The sequence below is a fragment of the Sphingobium sp. FG125 genome (genome assembly GCF_057809795.1).
This window is the reverse complement of the sequence record NZ_JBMDKQ010000025.1, coordinates 41,967-53,387: the sequence shown is the minus strand read 5'-3', so window position 1 is coordinate 53,387 and position 11,421 is coordinate 41,967. Positions and strand designations below refer to the sequence as shown.

The 11,421-nt window shown below is 59.0% G+C and carries 10 protein-coding genes and 1 pseudogene; 3 read left to right on the top strand and 8 right to left on the bottom strand.

Annotated features, from left to right (window positions below; genetic code table 11):
- Nucleotides 1-73 precede the first annotated feature (73 nt).
- Nucleotides 74-1,075: pseudogene (locus ACODSR_RS18675) on the top strand (IS91 family transposase); the annotation flags it as partial.
- A 379-nt stretch (nucleotides 1,076-1,454) separates the two neighbouring features.
- On the opposite strand, the gene ACODSR_RS18670 reads toward ACODSR_RS18675, so the two are convergent.
- The 7 genes from ACODSR_RS18670 to ACODSR_RS18640 form a co-directional block, all read right to left on the bottom strand.
- Nucleotides 1,455-1,925, bottom strand: a complete 471-nt coding sequence (locus ACODSR_RS18670) for a hypothetical protein (RefSeq protein ID WP_489078107.1) — start codon at nucleotides 1,923-1,925, stop codon at nucleotides 1,455-1,457.
- Between the two features lie 21 nt (nucleotides 1,926-1,946).
- Nucleotides 1,947-2,375, bottom strand: coding sequence for a hypothetical protein (locus ACODSR_RS18665; protein ID WP_489078106.1), 429 nt, complete (start codon nucleotides 2,373-2,375; stop codon nucleotides 1,947-1,949).
- 287 nt (nucleotides 2,376-2,662) lie between these two features.
- Nucleotides 2,663-4,465 (bottom strand): hypothetical protein, encoded by a 1,803-nt coding sequence (locus tag ACODSR_RS18660; protein ID WP_489078105.1) that lies wholly within the window; start codon nucleotides 4,463-4,465, stop codon nucleotides 2,663-2,665.
- Nucleotides 4,466-4,621: 156 nt separating this feature from the next.
- Nucleotides 4,622-5,791, bottom strand: a complete 1,170-nt coding sequence (locus ACODSR_RS18655; protein WP_489078104.1) for a T6SS phospholipase effector Tle1-like catalytic domain-containing protein — start codon at nucleotides 5,789-5,791, stop codon at nucleotides 4,622-4,624.
- 79 nt (nucleotides 5,792-5,870) lie between these two features.
- Nucleotides 5,871-7,007, bottom strand: coding sequence for an SAVED domain-containing protein (locus tag ACODSR_RS18650; RefSeq protein ID WP_489078103.1), 1,137 nt, complete (start codon nucleotides 7,005-7,007; stop codon nucleotides 5,871-5,873).
- Nucleotides 7,000-7,449 (bottom strand): type II CBASS E2 protein, encoded by a 450-nt coding sequence (locus ACODSR_RS18645; RefSeq protein ID WP_489078102.1) that lies wholly within the window; start codon nucleotides 7,447-7,449, stop codon nucleotides 7,000-7,002. Before ACODSR_RS18645 ends, ACODSR_RS18650 begins: the two co-directional genes overlap by 8 nt.
- A 2-nt stretch (nucleotides 7,450-7,451) precedes the next feature.
- Nucleotides 7,452-8,699: a nucleotidyltransferase domain-containing protein gene (locus ACODSR_RS18640; RefSeq protein ID WP_489078101.1), complete on the bottom strand. Its 1,248-nt coding sequence runs from the start codon at nucleotides 8,697-8,699 to the stop codon at nucleotides 7,452-7,454.
- 173 nt (nucleotides 8,700-8,872) lie between these two features.
- On the opposite strand from ACODSR_RS18640, the gene ACODSR_RS18635 reads away from it, so the two are divergent.
- Both ACODSR_RS18635 and ACODSR_RS18630 read left to right on the top strand, forming a co-directional pair.
- Complete coding sequence (locus ACODSR_RS18635; protein ID WP_489078100.1) at nucleotides 8,873-9,205, top strand: helix-turn-helix domain-containing protein; 333 nt, start codon at nucleotides 8,873-8,875, stop codon at nucleotides 9,203-9,205.
- Complete coding sequence (locus tag ACODSR_RS18630) at nucleotides 9,202-10,086, top strand: ImmA/IrrE family metallo-endopeptidase (protein WP_489078099.1); 885 nt, start codon at nucleotides 9,202-9,204, stop codon at nucleotides 10,084-10,086. Before ACODSR_RS18635 ends, ACODSR_RS18630 begins: the two co-directional genes overlap by 4 nt.
- Before the next feature lie 162 nt (nucleotides 10,087-10,248).
- On the opposite strand, the gene ACODSR_RS18625 is transcribed toward ACODSR_RS18630, so the two are convergent.
- Nucleotides 10,249-11,418: an MFS transporter gene (locus tag ACODSR_RS18625; protein WP_489078098.1), complete on the bottom strand. Its 1,170-nt coding sequence runs from the start codon at nucleotides 11,416-11,418 to the stop codon at nucleotides 10,249-10,251.
- Nucleotides 11,419-11,421: the final 3 nt, after the last annotated feature.

Below are 11,421 nucleotides of genomic sequence, written 5' to 3'. Positions count from 1 at the left end.
AGGGGCCAACGGGTCACTGCCAGCTCTCCATTACTGGATCTGCCCATAAGACAAGTAATGTGAAACGCCCATTACTTGTCGTAACCGGCACTGCCCAAAGTGCCAGGGCGCGGCCGCGCGCACCTGGCTGGCAGAGCGCGAAGCCGACCTTTTGCCGGTCGGATACTTCCACGTGGTCTTCACGCTACCGGCGGAGATCGCCAGCGTCGCTTTCCAGAACAAGGCGGTGGTCTATGATCTGCTGTTCAAGGCAGCGTCGGAGACCATGCTGACTATCGCGGCCGATCCCAGGCATCTAGGCGCCAGGATCGGGATCACCGCCGTGCTCCACACATGGGGCTCGGCCCTTACGCACCATCCCCACGTCCATATGGTGGTGCCGGGTGGCGGCATCGCACTCGACGGGACGCGATGGATATCGACGCGCCCTGCCTTCCTTTTGCCGGTGCGTGTCCTAGGCAAGCTGTTCCGCCGACTGTTCCTAAGCCGGCTGATCCAGCTTTATGACGCCGGTAAGCTCGCCTTCTTCGGATCGCTCGCATCACTTACCGAACGGCGCGCCTTCCTGCGTCATCTGGCGCCGGTCCGGAAGACGCGATGGGTGGTTTATGCAAAGGCGCCCTTTGCGGGCCCTGAAGCGGTGCTCGCCTATCTGTCCCGCTATACCCACCGGATCGCCATCTCGAACCGCCGGTTGATCAGCTTCGACGAGAAGGGCGTCACGCTGCGCTACAAAGATTACCGTCGCGATGGCCCCGAACGCCAAAGCGTTATGACACTCGCGACCGACGAGTTTATCCGGCGGTTCATGTCGCACGTCCTGCCTCGTGGCTTCCATCGTATCCGGCATTACGGTCTGCTGGCCAGCTCATCGCGCAAAGCCAACCTCGCGCGTGCTCGCGCATTGCTCGAGGTAGCTGCGCCGCCTGACGAGGCGATCCTCGAAGAGCCCGTCGATCTGCGACCACCATGCCCTTGCTGCGGCGGGCATATGATCATCATCGAGACCTTCGAACGCTGGCGACAGCCGCGGGCACCGCCGGACATCCTGATGCCGATCCCGGAGATTACGTGATGAACCGGCATGAACTGCTCCATATCCATCCTGTCAAAGCGTCGTGGCAGGAAACCCCGGCGCTTGCCCTGGAAGCGATCCATGCCGCCGCTCACAACCAGAATGATGGCAGCACGCACCGATTATGCTGCCCGCTCCGGACAAAATGCCGACCGCCTGGTTCCCGTCCATCGCACCCTACCGGCGATTGTGCCAGTCCCCGAAACGGCGCCGACCCGAAATCCCCATAGCCTATCGCCTGAGGCCCCGCGGGTCGTACATGTGAGACTTTCGTACGCCTGCCGGCGCCCGAAACCCTTCGACAAAGCCGTCGTCTACTGGCAAATCTTACCCCGTCGAAAGCTGCCATACATTCATGACCCGCTAACGGCGTACTTGCCTAGCGTTTCGTCCGGCGCTGCACGATCGTTTGTGCGAGGATGCGGCGGTTGATCTTGCGCTTCCAATCCAGTTGGGCCTGCGAGAGAATGCGCTTGCGAGCAGTCTGCAAAAGGAAGCGATACTCTTTCTCGCTGTACAGGTAGCCCATGCGATAGGCGTGCTCGATCAAATCGTTATTGGCATTCGCGGTTTCATCTTGGGCGATGCGCTTCAAACCGTCGAAAAGGTTTCCGGTACTGATCTGGATGAAGCGGTTGATGCAGACATTGCCGACATAGGTGCTGTTGCCGTTGTGGCGGTTGCGAATGTAGCAATGCTCCTTGATGTCCTGCCCGCAGGGGCAATTATCCCACTCGTCGCTAATCTCGACAGCGACCAGATCCCATTCCTGACGCGCTGCCTCGAAATTCGATGCGACGGATAACGGAAGAATGTGAGCTTTGAGGTGCTCAAAATTGGGAGATGTCATCGCTGCTCTGCCCTCTCGCAATTATGCGGCTTGCTTGTTCTTTTTCAATTGCGTGTATCTCGTCACCTTCACCGGGATGAACCGGATGACGATGTCCCGAAATTTACAAATCCGCCGAAGGTGATCGTGCATGAGCTTAAGCTCGGACTGCGAGATCAGCGGGATATCGCTCTTGCCGGGTTTTGCCTCGGCCTTGTTAAACAGGAGCCAGAGGCAGAGCGTATAATCCCGACCGTGAGTGTCCTCGATCGCGGGCTTTATGTAAGCGAGATAGTCGGTTTTAGTTGGGCACGCGCTATTGTGGATATCGTCAACTTCAAAGTCGGCTTTCCGGATGGCTAGCTTGCCGTCCAGTCCTGCATCGTCGTCGAGTATGCTGTCGAAAGTCGTATCTTCTTTTGCCAGATAGAAAGTGATCTGTGCAATTTCAGCTTCAATTGTCTCAGCCATGCCCCGCTCCCGTACGGAGCTTATTACGCCCGTTTATTCCCTGCCAGCATATTTTCAGAAGATATTGGTGACAGGTATGACAGACCGCAGCTTCCAAGATTGGTGACCAGATAGCTGAACGACGTTAATATGGCGCAAAGCCACCGGCTCGCCGCGCGACTTAGCCATTGATGGTCAGCCCCCCGATCCCTGATAGCTGCCGCGCCTTCACATGTTGCTGGGCCTAGATGCCATCTTGTTAGCTGCTCGCCGGACATGGGATCCGCTTGGATGGCGGTAGGTGACGGCTATTTAGCCCAAATCACCTTAAACTCGGCACCAAGCCCATTGCAGCTACGCCAGGCGCTGGCGAGCAATGTGCTCAACTGATCAAGGCGCAGGCGGTTTACACCATTCTCGGCCCCCTGCGCCTTCGCCCACGCGGCTTCAGTAACATGCGGCTGCACGACAATCACTTGTCGGATATAATTGTCGCCAAGATTTTCGATCGCATCCACTAACGCTTCTTTCGCAACGGGCTGGCCATCCTTCCACCAATAGTTCGTCGCGCGCACCGCCTGGGAGAGGCCTTTTGCGAGCGCCTGCTTGTCGAGCCATTGGAGATTTTTAATCGCCTGACCAATAACCACCTCATACGCCGCAACAGAGAGTTTACGACTGGCTTTGTCGCTCTTTGCGCCTTTCACATGGATAAGTGAAAGAATTGGTTTTGCGCCGCTGACGTCGAGATGAATGAAGTCCGCCTTCTCATTTGCACCATCGTCGCACGCAAGCCATCCCTTGTGCGTGTTCTGAACCCAGCAGAACAGGCTCTTTTCCTCGCCGATTTTGGTCAGGTCATTCGGCTTTTCCTGCTTCACCGTATAACCGCCGAAATCGTCCGCCTCGAAGTGCGAGAAAGGGATTCGAGGCATCCTCAACGCATAAACCCGTCGGTCAGATACGCTATGCCCGCTGTCATAGCGGATGTTCACGCCAGCGCCGCGCCCGAGCAGGGCTTTAACGCGACTGAAGGCCTCGTCACTAATACCCGCCGGTTTCGGATCGGAGACCTTGAACTTCACTTTGCCGTCGCGTCCGATGGCGACCTCGAAGGTCAGCGTCCCGATGGTTTTACCGTTGATCTCGATGCTTACGGACAGGTCCGAACCGTCAGCGGGCTCAGCGACGAGATTGGTGGCAAAGACGAGCGCGGCGTCGGCATTGACAGCTTCCGCATCCTCATCGCCATCGTCGAGCATATCGGGAGGTAAAATCGAAAGGTCATATCCACCGGAGACCTTAGCAGGGTCGAGCGCCTCCATCGGGGTCGCGAGAAAGCGGAACGGCTCGGCGGCTTCTTGCTTGGCGGCCGCGACTGCATTGATCAGCAGCGCCGTCGAAGCGGCGAACCCTTCGATCGATTTTGCCTTGCCCAGCCAAACCCGCGACGCCTTGGGTGACACGCCGACGGTGATATCCAGCGCGGCATTCCGCGAGCGCGCGGCCGACCAGTAGAAGCTCTGGTCGTCAAAGGGATCGAGGGAATAGTCCAGATCCTGCCCGGCCAGGATCTTGGCGTCGGCTTTGGTCGCGCTTCTCCTGTGTACGCCCGAGAGCCACAAAGTTCGTGCCTGGCCATTTTGTAGAAAGGCCGCCGACATGGTTGTACGCGGTATCGGCGAGAGCCAGGTCAGGGGCGCGCCCGCGTCGGCCTCCCCGATCAGCGCGGCACGCAGCGGTCCCTTGATCTTGGGGTCGCTGATATGGAGCGCCAGATGGCCCTTGCGTACAAGCGCGATGACCAGATGGTGCTGGACATCGATGAATTTCGTATCATCCGTCCAGGCGGGCTTGAGCGTGCGTTTATACCACATAGCCTGCAAGCGGGCGCCGGCGCGCTTAAGTTCAGGCGATCGCGTGAAATCCGATGCCGCGGACTGCTCTTCAGCTTCGCAGACGGCTTCGATATCAGCGAAACACCGCTTGAGCTGGTCAGCAGCAGCCACCCCGACCGCTTTGGCGAGCGTCAGTGAAATATAGGGAGTGAGGGCATCGTGGAAACTGGCGGCACTATCATCGGCCTGACCCACAGCGTTTGCATCAGCCATTTCCTGCTCCCCCAAGCAACATGAGTAAATATCCAGTTCCGGCGGTTTCCTGCGCACAAGCACACTCAGATCGCCGCAGCCTCTCATGTTCGCCTATGCGGCGCTTCACGACCTCGGCGTCATACGTTTCCCCGCTGACCGGGCATAAGGTGCAGTTCATGGTTCCACCTCATATGCGGCCGGGATGTTTTGCGCCCGATGTCCAAGCTGCTTTTGTCGCTCGACGACAGAACCATGAAGCCGTGCGCCCTGCGGAATGCGTCGTCGTTCGAACAGGGGAAGGCTAATGCCGAACAATGAGGGACGCAACGAGCCTTCAGGCTTTCGACGCGGCAAGAATTCGAGGATCGACCAACCAAACGTCATAGTATCGTAAGAGCTATCCAGCACGTTCGGCGCAACATATTTGGTTCCCTCTTTGGAACCCATGACGATCGAGTTGACGCTCTGTTGACGGAAGCCAAGGCCACATAGCCTGGCGCGTTCGATCATCCATAGGAGCGGCACTTTGCACAATGCGCTGTCCGCCTCGGGATAGCCGCCACCTACGTCGCCATGTCCGCCAGCGAACCAGACTTCCTTCACGTCCTGAGCCTGCGCTGCCGCACTGTTGAAAGGGTTGCCCCAATATTGCTGATCGGCCGGCCAAAGCTGCGGCCGAAACATCGTTCGTTTTTCATCAATCGCTACAGCATGTGAAACCGATTCGACGCTGCTATTCCTGCTCGTGAACGCGTGCGACTTCAGTCGTAATCCATTTCGTCCGCTCTCGATGACCGACCCGACGGTGTCAAACAAGCCGAGCATCCGGATCGGCGGTCGGTCGGGATTGAGAATGCGTTCATAGAGACGCACTTCGGCAAAGGCTTCCTGCTTCTCATCCTCGCCGATCGACTTGTAGGCTCTATACGCATATTCGAGCAGATTGAGGTTGCGCGGTTCGATCAGCCCCACCGCATGGATGAACCCGGCCAACACGCGCGCAGAATAGGCGCCGCGGCTGAACCCGAAGATGAATATGCGGTCGCGTTCGACCTGTTCGGCACCTTTGCGCTTGCCGTTGTCGTAATTCTCAACAAGGAAGCGGTAGGCTTCCTTCACATTCTGATCGAGCCCCCATCCGGTCATGAGGCCCCAGACTTCGTGCGTTTTGCGCCAGAAGCGCGACCAGGCACCTTCCGCGCCGAACGTCCCAACGCCCGGATCATAATAGACAAGCTGCTCCGCATCCTTGATGAGAACACCATAAAGACGCAGGATATTGGTGCGATCGCACTCGATCTCGTTCGACGTGCCGTCCAGCAGGATCACGATGTTCTTGGGCATGGCTGAACCTCCCGTATTTTGCGGTTCTCGCCAGGGAATGACTGCGTTGGCGCATACACCGTATTTCCTGGTCTCACGCTCATTGCAGAACCCCGATCGTGAGTGCCGGAACGAAGCCTTTCTCGCGCTGCTGATCGTAGATGCGAAGTTCCGGGTCGGCTTTGGGCATCCATACCCTACCGGTTTCCACCGCCAGAGACGCAGGCAAAGCGGGAAAAACGTGGACCGTTACAGTGTCACCGTGACGCGCCTTGATCGCATCGAACAAGGACCGAAGTGCCTTGCGGTAAGCTGCTTGATCTTCCGGACATCGCACGATGTCGTTGTGCGGTGCGCCGGCGCACAGGCTCCAGATCGCTGCCTCTTCTCCCAGCACCCGCTTGATCCGGTCATCAGTGATGGTCGCGCTGACACCGAGCTTCAGCGCCACAGCGCCCGTGCGATCCCCGGCGGGTTCATCCCTGTGGTAGCGAATCGTGGGACAGTCGCGCTGCCATGCCCAGGTTGCGGGCTCACGGTGGCGCTGATGCACAACCATGGGGACGATATCGCACAGGAGCCGGCCGAGTTCGATCAGCAAGGGCTGGGGCGCCAGCGCGAAGACACTCAGGTGGCGAACCTCCTGACGCTCGATCCGGCCACCGACACGCGCGGCGAAATTGCGCTGCATATTGACCTGCTGCAGCGCCCAGAAAGCTGGGTCGGCGTCGGTGAATGCATGGCCGGTCATTTCCAGATCGATCGTCTGCTGGCTGGCCGGGTGATGATCGGGCGGCATCGCGGTGAAAATGGCGCGCGTGGAGACCAGGGCTTCGTTCGTGCCGATATTGGCGCCGAACCGCAGAACATGGGATGCGCGGTCTTCGTCGATCCCTGCCAGCAGCGCTACCCGCGCCTCATGCTCGGCTTTCATCGCCAATAGAAGCGGTTCGGGATGGCCGTCCAGATCATCGACGTCGATCAGCTTGTGATGGACCGAACACAGGAGCATCAGATTATCGAGGCTTTTGGCCAGCCGGGGCGAACGGACCGGGTCGCCGCGCGGGCCTGTTGCGCTGTCAGCCACGATATGGGCGATGAATCCGAACAATGCGTCGTCATTGCCAGAGATCAGGTCACCGACGAGATCCTGATTGCAGCCGCGATACTGGCAGCGCCCCGCGGCGCGCGCCCAGAGCGCCGATTGCACCTTCTGCGGGGCTTTGGTCTTAGCCACGGGCCACCTCCACATGACGGCCACTTGCCGTCCATTTTCCGGTCGCGCGCCAGCCTTCATAGGCGGCCAGCCATTCGATGGTCCAAGGCACTGTCGTCTCCGCCACAAGATCGGCCGGCGACCAGTCCCCCGCCTCAGGGTCCAGGAGACATAGTGTCACGCCGCCATCGGCGCTGTAATAGACATGGGGTAGCCGGCCTTCAGGATCTCCCCGACGTGGCCGCAGGGTCGGTGAGATGATCGAGACGCGCGGCTGTAGGCGCCCGGCGTCGAGATTTTCAATGAGCATCGGTGCCCGGTAGAGGATGCCGATACGGTAGGTCTGAAGCAGCGGTCGCACTGGCCCCTCCCACATGGCGGTATCGACTTCGCGCGCGACCAGAGCGAGCCCGGGCCAGATGGCCCGCATCGCCTCGATCTGCGCGTCGATGCCAAGCACCATGGTCAGCGCCGCTCGCCCATGTTGGTGTGCGCGCGCGCTGCGACCGGCGCGAGCGCGCTTGCTCCGGTGATGATCGCGGGCGCGGCCGGGGTGAAGAGGCCTCCAGTACGGGTATAGCCTTGCTGGCGGGCCTGCACCTGCTGGCCAAGCCGCTTGTTGAAAGCATCGACCGAGCGGGTCACGACGCGCTGGCCGAACTGTTCGCGCAGCCAGTCCTGAAGGTCTTCCAGCTGCATGCCGCGTTCGCGGGTGGCCTGGAGGCCATCAGCCAAGGCATTGAGCGCGCTCGCGTAATGCTGCTGTTGGGACCGGCTCTCCGGCCAGCGGTCGGTGAAACGTTCCTCGTAAAATTCAGGATTGGGCACATCGAGCAGCTTGTTCTGGCATGCCGCCTGATCGATTGCCCGCGCCGTCCAGCGCGCCTGACGCATGACCATGTCGGCAAGGCCCATGCCCGGCATGGCCGCATGGCCCGCATGACAGGACAGCATGACCGACGGCGGCATCCGGCCAGACGCGTCCGCATACAGGATGTTGCGATGGCGCTTGATCAGCTGAAGCGCGACCGTCGTGACGCTCTTGACGATGAGTGGAGTCTGATCTGGCACCTCCTCGACTTCGGCAGCGTCGAAGGCAAAGCCATGCTTGGCATAGAGCTCGCGGTTGAGCGCGATGGCAAAACGCTCTTCAATCGGAGTGCGATTATTATACCAAGTGCAAAAGCCATAGGTGTTCATCGGCACATATCGATGTTCGTTCGGACATCCCTGTTTGGCATGAGCGATCACGCCCTCCTTTTCCTTGACGGCAAGGCGGCGAGCCGGCGTCACATCGAGGTGCATGCCATCGGAATAATAGAGCGTTATGCAGCGGGTCTTCCGTTCGATCCGCGATACGGGATAGTCCTTGAGTGCCTGCTCGAGGAGGTCGAGCAACGCTTCCGGACCTTCATTGCCGCCTAGAATCTCGGCCACCGCATCGAGGTCATATTCATCGTCGGTGCCGCGGGTGGAAATGGTCGCATCGATCGCCATCGAGCCTTGAGGATAGAAGCTCGACACCCGCCCTTCGAGTGGGCTGCCCGGGCGATCGATGTAGCGGCAGACCGCCTCATAACGCTCGATGGCCTTGGCATGGAGGCCGGGAGAAAGCTGAAGATTGACCGCGATTTCGGCCAAGACTGCATCGAGTGGGTCGCCAAAGGGATCTTGCGGGCGTCCATCGCCGCGGAACACATTCTTCGCCATCATCTACTCCAAAATCCCTGAGCCTCATGGCGCGATCGTTGTTGACCGCAGCTCCGATTCGTCGTACAAAAACCTACTAATTCGTAGGTATCCTGAGCCAAAAAAATGCCGCCTGAGCAGCCGCATTGACCCTACGATAACGTATATATTAGATGCTTGCCGAGGTAGTGTCAAGAATGGATGAGTTGGAGAATCTTTTTGCGGAGCGGCTTTTCGCTGCACGCGAATTGCGCGGGCTGAGTCAAGCGGAGTTGGCCAAAATGGCTGGCCTGCAGCCTGCTGCTATCGGGCATTTCGAACGCGGCCGGCGAAAGCCATCCTTCGCCAATGTGCGCGCATTGGCGCGTGCGCTTAACGTTGCGTCCGACTATCTTCTTGGGCGATCAGAAAGCATCGAAGGAGCGACGACTGCGTTTCGCGATGAGGATAAGCTCACCAACGCCGACCGCGAACATATACAGATGATGATTGACCTTATGAACCAACGGAAGGCGCAAAAAGACGGATGAGCAAGTTTCGGCTGAATTGGGCGAGGAGGTGCGGCGAGCAAAAGGCTGCAGAATATGATTTCACTACCTTTCCAATCGATCCTTTTGCGATTGCGACAAGGGAAGATATTCATGTTGAGGCAAAACCACCTGACATGAACGGCGTTAGCGGCGGCATTATTTTTTCTGATGAGAACGTCGGAATTTTCTACTCGACAAAAATTGACAATGACGGATTTCAACGGTTCACTGTGGCCCATGAGCTCGGCCATTATTTCTTGGAAGGCCATCCCGAACAGATACTTTCAACATCGCCTATCCACGTTTCAAGAGCCGGATTTACGGAAGGTGGTTCGTCAATTGAAATTGAAGCAGACCATTTCGCATCAGGCTTGCTCCTTCCATCGCGACTGGTCTCGCAAGCCCTAAATTCCCGTCAAATCGGTTTGGCAGGAATAGTTGCCCTCAGCAATTTGTCTGAATGCTCGTTGACGGCATGCGCCATCAGAGCCGCCGAATGCAGCCCTTACCCAATGGCGATCGTCGTCAGTAAGGGGGACAGCATCTGCTATGGGTTCCTCTCAGATGGTTTCAAAAAGCTGGGTCGTATGTCGTTCCCGAGGAAGGGCGCTAAGTTACCGAATAGCGCAACACGAGATTTCAACTCAGATCCCGAGAATGTCAGCGCTGGCAGGCAGCTCTGTTCGCAGGCAACTCTTGAGAGTTGGTTTGACGGTCCGGCGGGCATCGATCTGGATGAGGAAATCGCTGGCTTGGGGAGCTACGGTTTTACGCTCTCGGTTTTTTCCAGTGAAGAGCTTTCCGCTGACCCTGACGACGATGAAGACGATGAGGCTACGTTGATCGAGAGCTACACCCCCAGGTTTGCGCGGGGTCGTTAGCCGTCAATCAAACTGAACAGAGGACGACTTACCGCCACCTCAACCACAATAGCTGCCTGTCCGGAGTGTCCGCATTGTTGGACGTTTTGAAGGCGGCGACCGTACTCTTTTCTATGTCTGCTTCCGGGGAAGACGACAATGGGTCGACGGCGGATATGCTCTTCAAGAAGAAGGAACGCATGCGGTCTGACTTTGCCCACGGCGCGCCAGCAACACCGCGGCCAGTCCTATGGCTGAAGCCACCGCGCCCGCCAGAGCAACAGCAGGCAAACCCAGACCGGATGCGATTACGCCGCCCCCCAATGCCGCGCCGATGGCATTGCCCAGGTTAAATGCGCCGATGTTCATGGATGACGCCAGATTAGGTGCGTCCGACGCTGCGGCCATAACCCGGACCTGAAGTGGCGGCACCAGCGCAAAGCTTGCCACGCCCCACAGAAAGATCAGGATAGCCGTTGGCACGGCGAACGACATGAACAGCGCGAACAGCACAAGGATCGCCGAGAGCGAGGCCAGGGTGACGATCAGCGTCATATCTACCGAACGATCGGCGAACTTACCGCCGATCCAGTTGCCGACTGTCAGCCCGATCCCATAGATCACCAGCATCGCCGTGACGAAGCCAAGCGACGCGTGCGTCTGGTCGCGCAGGATCGGTGTGATATAGGTGAATACGGTGAACATGGCGCTGGCACCCGCGACGGTCAGGCCCAGAGCCGCCAATACAGGACCGCGCGTCAGGACACGCAACTCGGCAAGCGCATTGCCCGAAGTCGGTGCAGCGATTGTTGGCAATGTCATTCTCAGCGCGACGATAGTGACGACGCCCAGGCCGGAAATGCCCCAGAAAGCCGCGCGCCAGCCCATCTGCTCGCCCGCCCAGGTCGCCAGCGGCACGCCAACGACATTGGCGATGGTCAGGCCCATGAACATCGCGGCAACTGCCCCGGCCCGCCGTTCCGGGGGAACCAGGCTGGCGGCGACGATCGATCCTACGCCGAAAAAAGCGCCGTGATTGAGGGAGGTGATGACCCGGGCGACCAGCAGCATCCCGTAGCTTTCGGACATAGCCGCCAACAGATTGCCGAGCGTGAAAATGGCCGCCAGCCCCATCAAAAGGGTCCGCCGCGGCACCCGGCCGGTCGTCAGCGTCATGAGCGGCGCGCCTAGCACGACGCCGATGGCATAGGCGCTGATGAGCAGACCGGCGGCCGGGATCGACACGCCAAGATCGCCTGCGATCACGGGCAATAGGCCCATCGGCGCAAATTCGGTGACGCCGATGGCGAAGGCGCCAACCGCCAATGCCGCAAGAGGGGGATTGATCGTCATGAA